Genomic DNA, 18,476 nt, shown 5'->3' with positions numbered 1-18,476 from the left:
AAATTCGCAAATCCGTAAATTCGTAAATTATTTAACAATCGTAAACTGGTCCGTTACTGGTGTCAATGCGGCCAGCACACGGTCCAGGAAGGCCGGGCCTTCAGTAGCATACCAGGGCATAAAATTTTCTTTTCGTTCCTGCAGGGAGCCGCCGGGAAACAGTCTATTTTTCACCTGCTTGATCTGGTCTGTCTGCCAGGCGAATTTTTTCTTTTCGGCCCGGAGGAATTTGTGTTCCAGTTTACCGATAGATTTTAATGCACGGCTTCTTTCCGCACCGGTACTGGCGACCAGCGTAATATCGATACTATGGGCCTTTTCTTCCAGCGCATCAAATAATTTTTCGATAGCGGCGTATTCATCTTTCAGCACCAGCGAGGCATTCGTATGTTTTTTCACATAGGCGTTCACGATATCATCCGTAGGAGCGAACAACTCAGCGGTGGTGATGCCTAGTTTATCCAGCCGTTGAGCCGACAGCTCGTCGGTCAGTAACAGGGAGTTACGTAACAATAATATCGGATAAGGCACCTTATAATGCGCAAACAGTCCTTTCAGTTCCAGCCAGTAGGCGATTTCGCCGCCGCCGCCAATAAAGGCGATATTGGGCAGGATGGTTTCCTGGAACATACCCCGCAGGATCACATTGGGACTGAAACGTTCCGGATGTGTTTCCAGCTCATTTTCCAGGGCAATAGCGTCAAATTTCAACGAGGTGTGTAATACTTTCCACTGCTCCCCCTCCTGCACGATGCGTTCCCGCATATCGTCCTTCAGGTAAAACAGGTTAATTTCCCGGGGATTGGCTTGTACTTTATAATGTGTCCCCAGTTGTTCCAGGGTATTGTTGACAATCGTATGAGACGCCTGTTGGAACAGTTCATCCTTCATGACAGGGATATACAGGCGTTTCAACGCCTGGCTGTCGGGTACCAGGGTTACCAGGCCAAAGCGGCCAAAGAGCGCGTGTACCAGGTATAAGGTAGCATCCTGGATATTGCGGTGTTCCAGGTAAGCCTTACGTAGCAGGTCCAGTAACTCCCCTGCATGCGGAGCATACCCCAGGGCATCTTTTATCTGTGCAATCAGTTGTTCCAGCCCTTCCGGATGCATGCGGCCTACGGCGCCTTGCTGACCGGCAGCCCAGGTCAGCGTTTTACCTTCCAGGTAAATGCTGCCCAGTTCGTCGAGGTCCGCATCTTCACTGCCCATATAATATACCGGTACAAAATGATGCTGAGGATATTGCTGTTGCAGTTCCTGGCAAAGTTTTACCGCCTGCAGTATCTTATAAACAAAATACAGGTAACCGGTAAATATATTGGGTTGGTGAGCGGTGGTGACGGTAAACGTTTGAGGGTCGGCGAGGCGGGTGATGTTGTCCTGCACCGCTTTCACCGGCTCCAGGTGTTGGTATTGCTGCTGAAGGGCAGCTACCAGGGCGGATCTCGGGGTGTTAAACTGCTGCCGGGCGGCTATAGCGGCCGTAAAGTCCGGCTTTACCGGGGAATAAGTGTAGAAAGGTCTTATCTGTGGCGCTTCTGCTAAAAAATCTGTTACCAGCTGATTAAAATAGCCTGTCTTCCCATAAGGAATATACTCGAGCATATTACGTGTCGAATTACAAATGATCAATAAAAGTAACAGATATAATTTAAATACATCGAAACTTTTGAATGTACGAAGTTAGAGAAGAAATTGTGATTTCAGGATTTTTACTCCTGAAATTTGATAGGCGGGTGTTAGCAATTATGGATTGGAATTTGCCATCTTTTACCCAGGAAACCGGAAACACGATGAAGATAGCAATCCTTTCGCCGGTAGCATGGCGAACCCCACCCCGGCACTATGGCCCCTGGGAGCAGATGGCCTCTAATCTGGCAGAAGGACTGATAGCGCGTGGCGCAGACGTAACCCTCTTCGCCACCGGCGACTCGCTCACACAAGGCAAACTAGCCTGGATATGCCGGCAGGGTTATGAGGAAGACCCTACGGCAGATGCCAAAGTCAATGAATGTATGCACATCAGCTACCTGATGGAACGGGCGCATCATTTTGATCTTATTCATAATCACTTTGATTTTCTGCCGCTCACCTATTCCCGCCTGATAGGTACTCCCATGATCACCACCATCCATGGTTTTTCTTCTGAAAAGATTGTCCCGGTATATCAGCGTTATAATCATATAGGGCATTATGTGTCCATTAGTCACGCTGACCGCCACCCTGCCCTGCATTATAAAGCCACCGTGTATAATGGCGTCCGGACAGAGGATTTTGCCTTCAATCCCATCTCCGACGGCTATCTGCTGTATTATGGCCGCATTCATCCCGACAAGGGCACCCATGATGCCATACAAATAGCCCTGCAAACCAACCGCCCATTATTGATAGCGGGTATTATCCAGCAGCGGGAATATTTTGAAGAGATGGTGCAACCTTATATTGATGATGAACAAATATATTACCTGGGCGCGGTAGGCGGTCCCGCGCGCAGCGAGTTATTGGGCAACGCCAGCGCTTTGCTGCATCCTATTCATTTCAATGAACCTTTTGGTCTTAGTGTAGCAGAGGCGATGTTATGTGGCACACCGGTCATCGCTTTTAACAGGGGATCTATGCCGGAGCTGATCCTCCATGAGCGTACCGGTTTTCTGGTAAATACCGTTGAGGAGGCTGCCGCCGCCGTGGAAGCGCTGGACCAGATAGATCGCTACGCCTGTCACCTGCACGCATACGAACATTTTACCACCGACCGGATGACGGAGGAATACCTTAAAATATACCGTTCTCTTTAGAAGATCAGATGCCGTCTGCCTTGATCTGGGTCAGCAGTTTTTCGAGGTTCACCGTAGCGAAGCCGGAAGCATAGTCGGAAAGGCCGTATGGGATGATCAGTTCATCGTTATGAACAATAGAGCCGCAGGAGTAGAGCACGTTGGGCACATATCCTTCCCTTTCGTCCTTGTTGGGCATGAGCAGTGGTTCTTTCAGGCGGCCGATCTCCGTGCCGGGATCGTCCAGGTCCAGCAGGCTGGCGCCTACACAGTAGGTACGCATGGGGCCTACGCCATGGGTGATCACCAGCCATCCGTCAGGGGTTTCTATCGGAGAGCCGCAGTTGCCCACCTGCACAAATTCCCAGGGGTATTTGGGGGTATACAGGATCTGTGGGTTCTCCCAGATATTGATTTTATCCGAATACATAATATACCCGTTGATACCATCGATACGGGATATCATCACATATTTCCCTTTGATCTTGCGGGGAAAGAGGGCCAGGTTTTTATTCTGGGCCCCCTCTCCATACAAGGGCATGATTTTAAAATTATAAAAGTCTTCCGTAGAAAGGAGTTTAGGCTGTATGGTGACCCCATCAAAAGCCGTATAGGTAGCATAATAGATAATACTGCCATCTTCTTCCTGGTATTTTACGAAGCGGGCATCTTCTATGCCGCGGCTTTCCGCATCGGAGTAGGGGAAGATAACCCGGTCGGAAATATCGGTATCCAGCGAGAAGTTCAGCTCGTAATAGGAATCTGCCAGCCAGAGCAACCTTTCCAGCGCCTTTTTCACGAGATGATCCGCCTGGTGGCGTTGCTGCATTTCCCGGATCACTTTTTTCAGGGAAATGTATTCAAACTCGTCGGGCAGCGTGCTCATGACCTCCTGCATCAGCGGGTCCGGCAGTTTAATGGAAACGGCGTTCTGAAAAAAAGTCTCTTTTTTATAGGTGGCGTTACGGATCACTTCCGCCTCATCCACATAGTTGCCCGACGGCTGCAGGGCAATCTCATTATTACGGTCAATGACGCCGCTACGGAAAGCGATAGACGAGATATGTCCTTCCCCTACCGCACGAAAACTAAGGATGATCCTTTTCTGTCCTTCTTCCAATCCGCTTTGGTCCACATCTTCGATCACCGAGGGATTAAAAAAAGCTGCTGATTCAATGGAATATTCATTGGTGAGATACGACCCTGTCAACAGTTTTCTTTTCAAAGACAAGTTATCATATTTGACATGTACGGCTGCAAAAAGATGCCGGATCCGGTCGGCATGTTTTTCAAAGATGCGGGTGATGTTGCGATGACGCCTGGAAAACTCTCTCAGTATAGGCGTTATCGTTATTTCCACCTGCTCATCGCTCATGGCGGCGACATGCTGAATGATGGACTTTGCCCTGGCTTCTCCATTGAAAAAAAACCTGGCTACCACCCTTTTCAGATCAGGATAGATCTTGGTAGATTTCCGCTCAATTGACAGTCGCATGGTATTGTTTTGTTAGATGTTGAATCCGTCCGGCAGGACTACTCCTTTTTTAACAACAACAATGCCGTCTTTCACCGTATATTTCTCAAAGTCGCCATCCGGGAGATGGTCTCCACCTTTGATGTGTACGTTGTTTCCGATACTGCAGTTCTTATCAATGATAGCCCTGTCAATCACACAATTCTCCCCTATTCCCATGGGTGGGCGTCCTTCTGCATTGGCCCTGTCCAGTTCGTCGAGGGTCTGGTAGTAGTCGCTCCCCATGATATAGGTATTGGAGATGACCGATCCGTTGCCGATGCGGGTACGGATACCCACTACACAACGTTCCAACCGGCTTGCCATAATAATACAACCATCGGCTATGATTGTTTTCTCCATAGTGCCGGATATTTTGGCGGGGGGCAACATCCTTGCACGGGAGTAGATGGTTTGCGATTCGTTAAAGAGGTTAAACTGGGGTATATCGTCTGTCAGCCCGATGTTGGCTTCCCAGAAAGAGGAGATATTACCGATGTCGGTCCAGTAACCTTCGTATTGGTAGCTGAATACGCGGGCTTTGGCTTCGATGGCATCAGGAATCACCTGTTTGCCGAAATCTGCCGCCTCCGGGTGTTTGCCCAGTATATCGAAGAGTACGTCCCTGCTGAAGATATAGATACCCATACTGGCCAGGTATAGCCGTCCGGCCTGCTTCATCTCTGCGCTTACTTCGGAAGCCCAGGGAGGCAGTACCTCCTGTGAGGGTTTCTCTGTAAAAGAAACGATAGCGCCCGATGCATCTGTTTTCAGGATACCGAAGTCAGATGCATCTTTGGCGGCTACCGGAATGGTAGCAATGGAAATTTCCGCCCCGGTTTCAATATGATTTTGGATCATCTCCCGGAAATCCATCTGGTATAACTGATCACCCGAAAGGATCAGCACATATTTGAACTCCAGATTTTCCACATGGTGCAGACACTGCCTTACGGCATCGGCGGTACCCTGGTACCAGGTGGGGTTGTCCGGCGTTTGCTCCGCCGCCAGGATGTCTACAAAACCTTTGTCGAAATGGCTGAAATGGTAGGAGTTTTTGATGTGTTTGTTCAGCGAGGCGGAGTTGAACTGGGTTAAAACGAAAATACGGTTCAGTTCCGCGTTCAGGCAGTTGGAGATGGGAATATCCACCAGTCTGTATTTACCAGCAAGGGGCACTGCCGGTTTGGACCGGCGACGGGTAAGGGGATATAGACGGGTACCTGCACCGCCTCCGAGAATAATGGATATTACATCTTTAGTCATAGTGTGGACGTTGGTTTAGATTAGGAAATCGCAGTGCTATCTGCTCGTGATAATTATCCTTTCATACTGTTATAAACATCGAGGTACTGCTGGGCGGAGCGTCCCCAGGAATGATTGAGCCGCATCCCGCGCTGACGTATTTCCGACAGGTGGGCGGTGTCGTTGAACAGTTCCACGGCACGTTTTACGGAGTAACAGGCATCCCATACCCCAGCCTGATTAAAACGTATGCCAAAACCGCCGGGGTCTCCAAAATCGGCGACGGTATCTTTTAATCCGCCGGTACTGCGTACCATCGGCACCGTGCCGTAACGCAGGGCATACAACTGGTTGAGGCCACAGGGCTCCACCCTGGAAGGCATCAGCAGAAAATCACTGCCGGCATAGATGAGGTGTGACAGTGCTTCATTATAGCCGATATGCAGATTAAAACCATAACTCACTTCATTACGGGTTTGTTGTAGTAACCATTCCACATGTGGATCTCCGCTACCCAGTACGAGGAAGTTTACCTCACCGGGCAGCTCGTGGAGGGAACGGTTGATGATATCGGGCAACAGGTCGGCTCCCTTGTCGCCTACCAGCCGGCCGATAAACGATACCAACGGCAATGATGCATCGAGGCCGAAGCGTTCACAAAGGGTTTGTTTATTCTCTTTTTTTCCCTCAGTCACGGTATCCAGGTCGAAATGGGCCGGCACCATGGTATCTGTGGCGGGGTCCCACACGGTGGTATCAATACCGTTGATGATGCCTGCGGTTTTCGCTCTCTCGTGGTTGATCAGCCATTCCAGGCCGTTGGCGTTACTATACAGTTCTTCCAGATAACCCGGCGATACCGTAGTCACGCGCCAGGCACATTTGATAGCGGCGGCCAGCGGGTTGATGGCGCCGCCCCAATCCAGCAGACCGGACTTCCACAGATCGAAAGACGGGATGAGATACAGTTTATCCCATCCAAACTGTCCCTGGTACTGGGCATTGTGGATGGTGAGCACAGAAGGCACTTCCTTCATGCGCTCATACTTATAACCGTAACTCATCAGGAAAGGTATCAGGCCGGTATGATGATCATGACAATGCACCACATCCGGCAGATGGTTCCACTCATTGATCCAGTCCAGCACCGCTATCTGAAATGCCAGAAACCGCTCCGTATCATTAGGATAACCGTAAACGCCGGGGGTATCCAGCAAACCGGGAATATCTACCAGGTACAAATCAAATCCCAGTTCATTACTGCGTTCCTTTAAAACATTGAAATGGTACCAGTCATGGCCCAGCCACATACCGGCCTGGTGTACCACATCAAATTCATGTGTATCATAGTATTTGTTCCTGTAGGCCGGCACCACCACTTTGGCGATGGCTCCCAGCTCGTATTGGTATTTGGGCAATGCCCCTACCACGTCACCGAGCCCACCTACTTTGGCTACCGGGTAACATTCCGCGCTAACGTGTAAAATCTCCATGCTAAATAATTGATAATCTAACTTAAGTTAAATGCTTAAAACAAGAAAACAAAGGGTTTCGGCCATTTTATTTTCGCAGTGTTCTTTTCCATTATAGCCCCCGGCTTTTAGTATATTTGCAGTACTTCCTCTTATCCCTTTTTTACCGGTGATTGTCATGTATACTCCTTTAAACTTCGGCTTATGGATTTTGGTCGTGTTACGCCAGCTGAGCTGGAAGAGCTGGATTTCAAACTGCCTGCTGAACCGCTGTTCAACAAAAAAGTGCTGAAAGGCAAGCCCGTTAAGAAACCGCTGTGTTACCTGGGTTGTGCCAAATGGGGCCGGAAGGAATGGATTGGCAAAATCTATCCCAAAGGCACCAAAGAAGCGCTGTTCCTCCCGGAATACGTGCATCATTTCAACAGCATAGAGCTCAATGCCACGCATTACCAGATTTACGGTCCTGATACCATTTCCAAATGGGATGCTGCCGCCAAAGGACTGGATTTTAAGTTCTGCCCCAAAGTACCGCAGGCCATCAGTCATTTCAGTAACCTCAGCCAGGCTACAGCAGGGCCTAAAACCACTTCTTTCCTGGAAGGCGTGCTGGCCTTCGGTAAACACCTGGGACCTATCTTCCTGCAGCTGAGCGACAAATACGGGCCCGCCAAACGGCAAGCCCTATACGATTATCTCGCCTCCCTCCCTACTGATCTTCAATTTTTCCTGGAAGTACGGCACAAGGAATGGTATGAAGATGAAGCCATGCGGCAGGATTTGTTCGAAAAACTACAGGAGTTAAAGATAGGCGCTATCATCACCGATACCGCCGGCAGAAGGGACTGCGCCCATATGCACCTTACCGTCCCTAAAATATTTATCCGTTTTGTGGGCAACAGCCTGCACCCGACAGACTATACCCGTATCGACGATTGGGCCAACCGGATCAAATATTGGCTGGACAAAGGTCTGCAGGAGATCTACTTTTTTATGCATATGCATGACGAAGCCCTGTCGCCCGACCTGGCCGCTTACCTGGCCGACCGGATAGAGGCCGTTTGTGGTTTGCAGGTAAAAAAACCGCAATTTGTAAAGGAATAGTGTTTTTTTTGACGAATACATTACAAGAGATAAAAAAATGCCGGACTGAAATATTAATTTCGCCCTCTCATAAACCCGGTACATACCATGATGCGCGAAAAGCTGGAACAATTGGCCCAGGAACTGGAAGGAACGCTTTATACAGACGATACCATGCGAACACTCTATGCCACCGATGCGTCGGCATACCGTGAGATGCCCCTGGCTGTGGCCATCCCTGAATCAACAGATGACCTGCAAAAACTTATCTCTTTTGCGCGTACCAACAAAACATCGCTGATACCCCGTACTGCAGGTACCTCGCTGGCTGGTCAGGTAGTAGGCAATGGTATCATCACCGATGTGTCCCGCCGTTTTACGAAAATACTGGAACTCAATACCGCCGAAAACTGGGTACGGGTACAGCCAGGCGTTATCCGCGATGAGCTGAACATGTACCTGAAGCCCTATGGCTTCTACTTCGGCCCCGAAACCTCCACCGCCAACCGCGCCATGATAGGCGGTATGGTGGGCAACAATTCCTGCGGATCCAACAGCGTGGTATACGGCAGCACCCGCGAACACCTGCTGGAAGTAAAAGCCCTGCTCAGCAACGGGGAAGAGGTTACTTTCGGCACCCTCGATCCGGAAGCCTTCCACGCCAAATGCGAAGGCCCGGACACCCTCGAAACCCGTATCTATCAACAGATACGCAGCACGCTGAGCGATTACCGCAACCAGGAGGAAATACGCCGCGAGTTCCCTAAAAAAAGCATCCCCCGCCGTAATACGGGGTATGCCGTAGATATGCTGCTGGAAACAGCCCCCTTCACCGCCGGTACAGAAGATTTTAACTTCTGCAAACTGATCGCAGGTTCTGAAGGTACCCTCGCTTTTATCACAGAAATAAAGCTGCATATCGATCCCCTGCCTCCTAAAGAAGTAGGGCTGCTATGCATTCACTTTAATACCATCGACGAGTCCCTGCGGGCCAATATCCAGGTGATGGACTACAAACCCAGCGCCAGTGAACTGATAGACCATTTTATCCTGGAATGCACCAAAGACAACATCGAACAACGTAAAAACCGCTTCTTCGTACAAGGCGATCCCGGCGCCATCCTGGTGGTGGAATTCTGCCGTAATACCCGGGAAGAAGTGGTGGAAATAGCCGGCAGGCTGGAAGCCCAGCTACGCGCCGCCGGACTGGGATATCATTTCCCCCTGCTGTTTGGCGACGATACCAAAAAAATCTGGACCCTGCGCAAAGCGGGACTGGGGCTGCTCAGTAACCTCCCCGGTGACGAAAAAGCCGTTCCGGTAATTGAAGACACCGCCGTTGCCGTGGAAGACCTCCCCGACTTCATCCGGGACTTCAATATTATCTTACAAAAGTATGACCTGCACGCCGTGCACTACGCCCACGCAGGCAGCGGTGAAATCCATCTCCGCCCTATCATCAACCTAAAAACGGCAGCAGGCAATCAACTCTTCAGAACTATTGCGGAAGAAATTGCCACCCTCGTTAAAAAGTACCATGGCTCCCTCAGCGGCGAACATGGCGATGGCCGTTTACGCGGTGAATTTATCCGGCAGATGGTGGGCGAAAAAAACTATGAACTGCTGCGGCAGATCAAATACACCTGGGACCCGGAGAACATCTTCAATCCCCACAAAATTGTAGACACGCCGTCTATGAATAGCATGCTGCGGTATGAGCCCGGTCAGCAAACCCCGGATTTCCACACTATCTTCCATTTCCCGGAACAGACGGTGCTGCAACACGCCGAACAGTGCAACGGTTCCGGCGACTGCCGTAAAACGCCACTGAGCGGCGGTACCATGTGCCCCAGCTACATGGCCACCCGCAACGAAAAAGATACCACCCGTGCCAGGGCCAACATCCTGCGGGAGTTTCTCACACATTCCACCAAAGAAAACCGCTTCGACCATAAAGAAATCTACGAAGTACTGGACCTCTGCCTGGCTTGTAAAGGCTGTAAATCAGAATGCCCGTCCAACGTAGATATGGCCAAGCTGAAAATGGAATTCCTCCAGCATTACTACGATGCCAACGGCGTACCGCTGCGTGCCAAAATGATCGGCAATTACTCCAAGCTTTCCGGCTTGGCTGCCATCGCACCAGGCATCTATAATGGCCTGATCAACAATAGCTTTACCGGCGGCATCATCCGGAAATTCAGTGGTTTCGCTCCTAAACGTTCTTTGCCGGGTCTGCACCATACTACCCTTCGGAAATGGTTTAAACAAACCTGGCCGAAAGAAAAACAAGGCAGCGGCAACCGCACCGTATATCTTTTCTGCGACGAGTTCACCAACTATAATGATACACCGATTGGCATCAAAGCGGTGCAACTGCTGCATCGCCTGGGTTATGAAGTAAAAATGATCGACCACCCGGAAAGCGCCCGCGCCTACATGTCCAAGGGCTTGCTGCGCAAGGCACGGGAGCTGGCCGAAGAAAATGTGCGTATATTCAGCAACGTTATTAACGACAATACACCGCTGCTGGGTGTAGAGCCCTCCGCTATCCTCAGTTTCCGGGATGAATACCCCGATCTGGTGCGCGAAAACCTGCGGGAACAAGCGAAAACGCTGTCGAAAAACTGTTTCCTGATCGATGAATTTATTGCCAGTGAAGCAGACAAAGGAAATATTACCGCAGCACAGTTTACCACACAACCGCAGCAGATCAAGCTGCACGGGCACTGCCAGCAGAAAGCACTGTCGTCCGCCCTGCATAGTAAAAAGATGCTCTCTATTCCGCAACATTATACCGTGGAGGTAATTCCTTCCGGCTGCTGTGGTATGGCAGGTTCTTTCGGTTATGAGAAAGAGCACTATGATCTCAGTATGGAAATCGGGGGAATGGTATTGTTCCCGGCCGTGCGCAATGCCGCTGAAGGCACCTTGATAGCCGCGCCAGGCACCAGTTGCCGCCACCAGGTAAAAGACGGTACCGGCGTAAAAGCGCTGCATCCGGTAGAGATATTGTTTGACGCGCTGACCTAAGCATTTACGGATTTTTTGATTTACGGATTTTTGGATTTCGCGAAATCAAGAAATCCGTAAATCAAAAAATCTACAAATCAAAATCGGTTCACTACCTCATCGGGGTAGCCATAAAATTTTGCATACAGAATTTTATTCTGTTCCACTGTTGCTCCTGGTTCTTTCATTTTACCGATCACAAACGGGTTGCCCCCGCCGATCACATGATCCGGCACATCTTTACTTACCGTAGAGTTAGCGCCTACCACCACATCGTCTCCCACGGTAACCGGGCCTGCGATCACCGAGCCGGCACAAATAAAACACCAGCTACCAATGACAGGCGTGGTTCTGTTACCTTTCGCTTTTCCGAAATTTCCACCGAGGGTTACATGCTGCCCGATGGTGGTCATAGCGCCTATTTTAACATGGCCGCCGATGATTACGCCGTAAGGATGCGGTAAACGGAGCCCGCCGGCGACATCGGCCGTATGGGCCAGCGTAGAGCCATAGCGGCGCCTGAGACGGTTGGAATAATAAAAGGTCATTATTTTTATCCGCTTACTATGGAAGTAGGTGCACAATCTGAATAAGAGTACTGCATGGAAGGCTTCACTTTTTAAAGCCCTTTTAATAGTCAGCAGTAATAACTTCCCTTTTCCGCCACGAGGTACAGTAGGTACGCCGTTTTTAACGTTGTACCATGACAGGTCCATCCTGATTTTATCCCAAAAGCCCATAATGTTTCGATTAATAATAGTGTATGCGTTCAGGTGTTTTCATTGCCGGGAAAGCAGCATAAACAATGAAGTACTGCTTCAAATTACGATATGGCATTAAAAAGACCTGTGTTTAACAGGTTTATAAAAGGTTATTCAATTTTTTTACTATACTATCCGATGGCAGCAAAGATAGAAAACAATTTCACATTCAGCGTGTGTCTGCTATTAAGCCTGTATATAATTTTGTTTCATACCGGAACAGGACCATCCCGTTTTCCTGGTATTGCTCAAAAATATCTTCCAAATCCTTTACCATAGCCGTGTAGCCGGGATTTTCCGGATCCGGCATATACGATGAAGAGGACAATAATCCTTTCAGCGCGGGGAAGTCAAAACGCTGTGCATTTTGAAAAGTTTTCTCCCGGAAGGAGCCTTCTGCAAAAAAGATGCCCAGCTGTGCCGGACTTATATTCCGGTGTTTCATGTCTTTATAGTCCACCCCATGCTGATGCAGCAGGCTTTCGTAGGCTTTTTCAAAGGGAGTGTCCATCTGCCGTATATTCCACATCAGTACCCCATAGGCATTTTCTTTCGCTATACGCCGGAACTCTTTGCCGGTGGCCTCCTGGTCGAACCAGTGAAAAGCCTGCCCTGCGACGATCATGTCTACGGAGTGGTGCGGCAGCGTGGTTCGTTCTGCCGTTCCCGTTATACTATGGAAGTTAGGATACCTCAGCAGTGATTTTTCAGCAGCCTCGCGCATTTCCTTATTGGGCTCTACAGCGTAAACGGTATTACCATTATCCAGGAAGGGAGCTGCAGAAATACCGGTACCGGAACCAATATCCGCGACCACGGACTGATGGGTAAGTCCCGCTTCAGCGCACAGGTATGGTATGATTGCCACGGGGTAATGTGGCCGGTATTTTACATAGTTGTCGACCCTGTTGCTGAAGCGTTCTGTACTTTTCATAAAACAAAACTACTATTATTCTCCCAGTCCTTTGGGCTTCTTCTGCTCGTTGCCGTGCGCTTCCAGTTCGGCCAGTTTTTTCTTGCCGTAGGCCAGTTTGGTGATGAGCACGTACAACACAGGTACGGTAAATACTCCCAGGATCGTGGCGGCCAGCATACCGCCGATAACGGTGAAGCCTATGTTAACACGGGAAGCAGCACCGGCGCCCTTCGCCAGGCACAGCGGTACCACGCCGAGGATGAACGCAAAAGATGTCATCAGGATAGGCCGGAAACGCAGTTTCACCGCTTCCAGCGTGGCATCCAGCAAGGGCATGCCCCTGTCCACACGTTCTTTACAAAACTCTACGATCAGGATAGCGTTCTTAGCCGCCAACCCGATGAGCGTAATCAAACCAATCTGGGAATAGACGCTGTTAGCCTGTTTGGTGAGCGACAGTGCCACAATGGAACCGAACAACGCCACCGGAACCGCCAGGAGTACCGAGAAGGGCACCGACCAGCTTTCATACAACGCCGTGAGCAGCAGAAACACAAACAGGATCGACAACATAAAGATGAGCACACTACTGTTACCCGCCTTGATTTCCTGCAGGGATACGTTGGCCCATTCGTAACCGAAGTTTTCCGGCAGCACTTTAGCAGCTACTTCCTGCAGTGCCTTGATGGCGTCGCCGCTACTATAGCCCACCTTGCTGTCACCATCTATTTCCACAGAGCGATACAGGTTAAAGTGGTTGATTACCGGCGCCCCCGCTCCTTTTTTGGTGGTGATGAGTGCGCTGAGTGGTACCATCTGTCCTACGTTGTTGCGTACATAATAAGTCGCCAGGTTATCGATACTGGTACGATACAGCGAGTCCGCCTGCATCACCACGCGGAAGCTGCGGCTGAAGCGGGTAAAGTCATTGACGTACAACCCACCGAGAAAAGTTTGTAAAGCGCCGAACACATCACTCACGGCAACGCCTAATTGTTTACACTTATCCCTGTCCACATCCACATTAAACTGCGGTGTATTGGCGCTGAAGAACGCGTAAGCGCGGGCAATTTCAGGGCGCTGGTTGGCCGCCATCAGGAACTGTCCCATTACCTGCATGAACTGGCCGATATCCGGATTACTTTTTTGTTCGAGGATAAAGGAGAAACCACCCGACGTCCCCATACCACGCAGGGTAGGCGCCGGGATGGCGATGATCGTAGCGCCCACAATACGGGCTGTAGCTCCCTGGATACGGCCTAGCACGGTATTGATATCATCGCCGTGTTTATAACGTTCATCCCAGGGTTTGAGGCTCACGAAGAAGGTACCTGAGTTGGGTTTAGCCGCGTTAGCCACGAAGTTCATTCCCGTGATACCGAAGAAGTGATTCACGGCGCTATCGCCGCTGAGGATGTGGCTGATATCGGCCACCACTTCCTTGGTGCGTTGGGTAGATGCCGCTTCCGGCAGCTCCAGCGCGATAAAGAGGGCGCCCATGTCTTCCTGGGGAACAAAGGTGGTGGGCGTCTTCTTAAAAAGATAAAAAGCGCCGGCAAACAACACCGCCAGTATGATCAGCACTACCGGCGTAAAACGGATGGAACGCATCACCATGTTACCATAGCGGTTCGTTACACGGGTAAACCATTCGTTGAACTTATAGAAGAGCTTGTTGATCCCATGGGATTTTTGGGTGAGATGAGCGGGTCGTAACAGGATGGCTGTCAATGCCGGCGTGAGTGTTAAGGCCAGGAAGGCCGATAGCAGCACCGAGAACGCGATGGTGAGTGCAAACTGCTGATACAAACGGCCGCTTACACCGGGGATAAACGCTACCGGAACAAACACCGCCGCCAGAATGAGGGCGATAGCAATTACCGGCGCCTGTACTTCCGACATGGCTTTAAACGTAGCTTCCCGCGGCGACATCAGGTCCGCATCAATATGATGCTGCACCGCTTCCACCACTACAATGGCATCATCCACCACAATACCTATGGCCAGTACGAAACCGAACAGGGTGAGGGTATTGATAGAGAAGCCCAGCAGCTGGAAGAAGATAAAAGTACCGATCAGTGAAATAGGGATGACCAATATCGGGATGATAGTGGCGCGCCAGTTCTGAAGGAACACGAACACCACGATCACCACCAGCGCCAGCGCTTCCAGGAAAGTATGGAATACTTCGTCGATGGATATTTTTACAAAAGAAGTGGTTTCAAAAGGTATGAGCCAGTTTACATCGTCCGGGAAAGATTTCGCCAGTTCCTCCATTTTAGCTACCACCCTGTCGTTTACATCGAGCGCATTAGCGCCGGGCGCCAGGTAAATGGCCAACCCGCTACCGGTTTTACCATCGGCAGTAGCCTCGATGGCGTAGGTAAACGAGCCGAGGTTGATACGGGCCACATCGCGGAGCCGCACCAGGCCTCCATTGGGGTTCTTGGCGACTACTACGTTACCAAACTCTTCAGACGTAGCCAGGCGGCCTTTCACACTCACGGTATATTCAAAGGCCTGGGTATGCGACATGGGCGGCGCTCCTATACTACCAGCAGGTACCTGCTGGTTCTGTTCGGAGATAGCCTGAGCAATATCGCCGGCGGTGAGTTTGAGTGCCGCCATCTTATCCGGGTTGAGCCATACACGCATACTGTAGTCCTGGGAGAAAACGTTCACGTCGCCTACACCCGCAATACGGGCCAGTTCCGGTTTGAGGTAGATATTGTTATAGTTATCCAGGAACTCACGGGTATGTTTGCCTTTGGGCGAGTTCAACCCGATTACCATCAACATATCATTGGAACGTTTTTTAACGGTCACCCCTACACGCCGTACCTCATCCGGAGTACTGGGCAGCGCGAGGCTCACCCTGTTCTGCACGTCGAGCGTAGCGATATCCGGGTCGGTGCCCAGGTTGAAGGTAACGGTAATACTCATGGAGCCATCGTTGGCGCTTACAGACTGTATGTACATGGCGCCGGGCGTACCGTTGACCTGGTTTTCGATGGGCGTGGTCACTGTTTCTTCTACAGTGGTGGAGTTAGCACCCACATAGTTGGCCCTTACGTCCGTAACGGGGGGCGCAATATCCGGCAGCTGGGCAATAGGCAGGTTAAACATACAGATCAACCCTACAATCACCAGGATGATGGCTATAACTATCGTAGTATTCTTGCGCTCTATAAAAGTTTTTGAAATCATACTGTGACGGCGATTTAGGAATTAATGTTTACCTGCTGCAGGAGGAGGAGTGGCACCGGCTACGTTCACGGTATCTCCGGGTCTTACTTTCTGTACGCCTTCCACCACGATGCGGTCGCCTGCTTTGAGGCCATCCTGCACAATCAGCATGGTATCTGCCATAGGACCCGGTGTAATATGTACCGGCTGCACCACATTATCTTTCGTGAGGGTCATCACGGAAGTTTCGGAGAGGTTCTGTACAATAGCTTTTGCGGGGATAGCCACCTGGGTGGCGGGTGTGCTATACTGCATCACCACCACACAGCTCATCCCTGATTTCAGCTGGCTATCCTTATTATCAAATACCAGTCGCACGCGGATGGTACCTGTTTGCGGATCTACAATATTGTTGATAGCCTGTATTTTTCCCTGTTCGCCATAGGTTTCCCCGCTGGTGAATTTGATGAAGAACCGCTCATCGCCTTGTCCTTTCTGGATGCGCAGGAATTGCGGGAGACTGGCCTGCGGCACATCGAAATCCGCGAAGATGGGATGTTCATTCACGAGGGTATTAATCAGGGTTTGACCGGCATTTACGATATCGCCGACCTTGATTTGTACGATACCGATGCTACCGCTGACGGGAGCACGTATCACCGCATGGTTCACATCCGTGCCGGCCCTGGCCACCGCTGCTTTGGCAGCCGCCAGGTTGGCTTTCGATGTGAGCATGGCGGTATAGGCCTGATCCACCGTTTGTTTGGAGATAGCGTCGTGGTCCAGCAGGGTTTTGTATCGTTCGTAGTCTTTTTCCTTCTGGGCCAGGTCAGCTTCGGCCTGCTGCTGGGAAGCGGCTACCTGGCCGTAAGCGGCCACATAACGGCTTTTATCGATTTCATACAGCGCCTGCCCTTTTTTCACCATACTGCCGTCCTTCACCTTGATACCGGATAAGTATCCGGTCACGTCGGAGCGGATGGCTACTTCATCGTGCGCCATCAGGGTAGCGGGGAACTGTGTGTGCACGGTGTAGGAAGCCGGTACCACCTCCTGTGCCACCACGGTCGCCTTCATCATGCCCATCATGGCGCCCTGTTGCTGTTGTTTTTTTCCACCACCGCAGGCAGTGCCCAGCAGTGCAACCATGATAATGATCCAATTTGATTTCAGGTACATATGGAGAAAAAATTAATAATTGTTTGATTATTGGATTCTGCCGGTTGCTTTGTCCAGATCTGTTTTACTGATCAGGGTGTTCAGCATGGCGTTGACGTAGTCTGTCCGGGCCTGGGTAAGCTGGCTTTCTGCCGAAATCACATCCAGGCTGGTTGCTACGCCCTGTTCAAATTTGAGTACGATGCGGTCGTATATGCCCTGCGTTAGTGTCATATTTGTTTTCTGTGTAACGAAGGTGGCTTTATTGCTTTGGTAAGATGTATTGGCGCTTTGCACTTCCAGTTTTATCTGCTGCGTCAGGAAGTCGAGGTCGTTTTCTGATTTTTTCAGGGTGATACCCAGTTCCCTGATCTGGTGGAGCCTTTCGGTACCGGTAAAAATGGACCAGGAGAGGTTGAACCCCAGAGCAGACGCGCCGAAACCGGTTTTATAGAGGTCGCCGAACTGCGTAGAGAACCAGTTGACCCCATAATTGAGGAAAAAGCTCAGTTTAGGCAGATAGGCCATTTTTTTGTTTTTCAGGTTCAGTTCATCCAGGGCGATCTGGGTGGTCTGGATACCGTATTCCACGCGGTCTTCCACTCTATAGTTGATCGTATCGGCAGCAAAGGACTCCACATTGAGGTCCTTGACTGTTTCACGGAGTTCGAGATTACTTTCCTGGGGCATACCCATTTGGAACTTGAGTAACTGCATCGTATATACGAGTTCCCGTATCTGGTTTTCGATCTGGGTAACGCCGTTATTGTAGGACACCTGTATCCGGTCTACGTCTACCCTTTCGGCCACGCCGGCATCGTAGCGGGCTTTGGTATCGGAAAGGGTTTTTCGCAGTTGATCGAGATTGGCTTTGGACAGGCGGATGTTTTCCTGGTTGGTGAGTACCGAATAGTAGGCCTTGATGATGGCCACTTTGGTATCTATTTCCGTGCGGGTGCGTGTTTTAGTGGCCAGTCCGCGGTAAACGCGGGCAGCTTTCAGTCCCACAAAATAGTCACTTTGGAAGAGGGTCTGGTTCACCTGTCCGCTGGCGCTGGAAGAGAACCGGGTACCAAACTGCACGGGAATTTTTTTATCGTAGTTACCATTGGCAATATCAGGAATCAGGGAGGTGGCCAGTTTCAGGTTGTCGGTGAAATTGGCATTGATATCCGCATGCGGAAACAGTTTAGCTGTGGCTTCCTTTACCTGTTCCTTAGAAAAGTCCACATCCAGGCTGGCATTTACCATGTCGTGATGATGCGCGATCCCGTATTGTATGCAGTCGGCCAGGTTAAAGCTGTAATTCCCCCTGGTTGTATCCATCTGCCCGTAAGTGGTATTTAATCCTGA

The 18,476-nt window shown here is 50.4% G+C and carries 12 protein-coding genes; 3 read left to right on the top strand and 9 right to left on the bottom strand.

All coding sequences use genetic code 11. The features are described from left to right. Window positions 1–27: 27 nt before the first annotated feature. A complete protein-coding gene (gene bshC, locus ICL07_RS28545; RefSeq protein ID WP_188091470.1) occupies window positions 28–1,608 on the bottom strand; it encodes a bacillithiol biosynthesis cysteine-adding enzyme BshC in 1,581 nt (526 codons plus the stop codon). Window positions 1,609–1,796: 188 nt separating this feature from the next. On the opposite strand from bshC, the gene ICL07_RS28540 reads away from it, so the two are divergent. Beyond that, window positions 1,797–2,798 (top strand): glycosyltransferase family 4 protein, encoded by a 1,002-nt coding sequence (locus ICL07_RS28540; RefSeq protein WP_188091469.1) that lies wholly within the window; start codon window positions 1,797–1,799, stop codon window positions 2,796–2,798. A 4-nt stretch (window positions 2,799–2,802) separates the two neighbouring features. On the opposite strand, the gene ICL07_RS28535 is transcribed toward ICL07_RS28540, so the two are convergent. The 3 genes from ICL07_RS28535 to ICL07_RS28525 are packed head-to-tail and all read right to left on the bottom strand — an operon-like array spanning window position 2,803 to window position 7,028. Further along, entirely contained in the window at window positions 2,803–4,272 is a 1,470-nt protein-coding gene (locus ICL07_RS28535; protein ID WP_188091468.1) for a glycoside hydrolase family 130 protein, read from the bottom strand. 12 nt (window positions 4,273–4,284) lie between these two features. Continuing rightward, a complete protein-coding gene (locus tag ICL07_RS28530) occupies window positions 4,285–5,556 on the bottom strand; it encodes a glucose-1-phosphate adenylyltransferase (protein WP_188091467.1) in 1,272 nt (423 codons plus the stop codon). A 53-nt stretch (window positions 5,557–5,609) separates the two neighbouring features. Beyond that, window positions 5,610–7,028, bottom strand: coding sequence for a glycogen synthase (locus tag ICL07_RS28525; protein ID WP_188091466.1), 1,419 nt, complete (start codon window positions 7,026–7,028; stop codon window positions 5,610–5,612). A gap of 183 nt (window positions 7,029–7,211) precedes the next feature. On the opposite strand from ICL07_RS28525, the gene ICL07_RS28520 reads away from it, so the two are divergent. Both ICL07_RS28520 and ICL07_RS28515 read left to right on the top strand, forming a co-directional pair. After that, window positions 7,212–8,111, top strand: a complete 900-nt coding sequence (locus ICL07_RS28520; RefSeq protein WP_188091465.1) for a DUF72 domain-containing protein — start codon at window positions 7,212–7,214, stop codon at window positions 8,109–8,111. An 87-nt stretch (window positions 8,112–8,198) separates the two neighbouring features. Continuing rightward, window positions 8,199–11,123, top strand: a complete 2,925-nt coding sequence (locus ICL07_RS28515) for an FAD-binding and (Fe-S)-binding domain-containing protein (protein WP_343071130.1) — start codon at window positions 8,199–8,201, stop codon at window positions 11,121–11,123. A gap of 77 nt (window positions 11,124–11,200) precedes the next feature. Here ICL07_RS28515 and ICL07_RS28510 read toward each other — a convergent pair whose 3' ends face one another. From ICL07_RS28510 to ICL07_RS28490, 5 genes are all read right to left on the bottom strand, one after another. Next, the gene (locus ICL07_RS28510) at window positions 11,201–11,842 is read right to left on the bottom strand and encodes an LbetaH domain-containing protein (protein WP_188091464.1); all 642 of its coding nucleotides are present in this window, start codon (window positions 11,840–11,842) and stop codon (window positions 11,201–11,203) included. 190 nt (window positions 11,843–12,032) lie between these two features. Next, window positions 12,033–12,797: a class I SAM-dependent methyltransferase gene (locus ICL07_RS28505; protein ID WP_188091463.1), complete on the bottom strand. Its 765-nt coding sequence runs from the start codon at window positions 12,795–12,797 to the stop codon at window positions 12,033–12,035. A gap of 15 nt (window positions 12,798–12,812) precedes the next feature. Further along, entirely contained in the window at window positions 12,813–15,986 is a 3,174-nt protein-coding gene (locus tag ICL07_RS28500) for an efflux RND transporter permease subunit (protein WP_188091462.1), read from the bottom strand. Between the two features lie 21 nt (window positions 15,987–16,007). Then, window positions 16,008–17,114 carry an efflux RND transporter periplasmic adaptor subunit gene (locus ICL07_RS28495; protein WP_188091461.1) on the bottom strand — a complete coding sequence of 369 codons (1,107 nt, stop codon included), beginning with the start codon at window positions 17,112–17,114 and terminating at the stop codon, window positions 16,008–16,010. Between the two features lie 57 nt (window positions 17,115–17,171). Continuing rightward, a complete protein-coding gene (locus ICL07_RS28490; RefSeq protein ID WP_188091460.1) occupies window positions 17,172–18,449 on the bottom strand; it encodes a TolC family protein in 1,278 nt (425 codons plus the stop codon). Window positions 18,450–18,476 lie beyond the last annotated feature (27 nt).

This window comes from Chitinophaga qingshengii, from assembly GCF_014529935.1.
Lineage (GTDB): Bacteria > Bacteroidota > Bacteroidia > Chitinophagales > Chitinophagaceae > Chitinophaga > Chitinophaga qingshengii.
This window is presented reverse-complemented; position numbering and strand designations above follow the sequence as displayed.

Coding starts and splice junctions, on each gene's coding strand:
- bshC (WP_188091470.1), bottom strand. CDS start 1,608: ATGCTCGAGTATATTCCTTATGGGAAGACAGGCTATTTTAATCAGCTG.
- ICL07_RS28540 (WP_188091469.1), top strand. CDS start 1,797: ATGAAGATAGCAATCCTTTCGCCGGTAGCATGGCGAACCCCACCCCGG.
- ICL07_RS28535 (WP_188091468.1), bottom strand. CDS start 4,272: ATGCGACTGTCAATTGAGCGGAAATCTACCAAGATCTATCCTGATCTG.
- ICL07_RS28530 (WP_188091467.1), bottom strand. CDS start 5,556: ATGACTAAAGATGTAATATCCATTATTCTCGGAGGCGGTGCAGGTACC.
- ICL07_RS28525 (WP_188091466.1), bottom strand. CDS start 7,028: ATGGAGATTTTACACGTTAGCGCGGAATGTTACCCGGTAGCCAAAGTA.
- ICL07_RS28520 (WP_188091465.1), top strand. CDS start 7,212: ATGGATTTTGGTCGTGTTACGCCAGCTGAGCTGGAAGAGCTGGATTTC.
- ICL07_RS28515 (WP_343071130.1), top strand. CDS start 8,199: ATGATGCGCGAAAAGCTGGAACAATTGGCCCAGGAACTGGAAGGAACG.
- ICL07_RS28510 (WP_188091464.1), bottom strand. CDS start 11,842: ATGGGCTTTTGGGATAAAATCAGGATGGACCTGTCATGGTACAACGTT.
- ICL07_RS28505 (WP_188091463.1), bottom strand. CDS start 12,797: ATGAAAAGTACAGAACGCTTCAGCAACAGGGTCGACAACTATGTAAAA.
- ICL07_RS28500 (WP_188091462.1), bottom strand. CDS start 15,986: ATGATTTCAAAAACTTTTATAGAGCGCAAGAATACTACGATAGTTATA.
- ICL07_RS28495 (WP_188091461.1), bottom strand. CDS start 17,114: ATGGTTGCACTGCTGGGCACTGCCTGCGGTGGTGGAAAAAAACAACAG.
- ICL07_RS28490 (WP_188091460.1), bottom strand. CDS start 18,449: ATGGATACAACCAGGGGGAATTACAGCTTTAACCTGGCCGACTGCATA.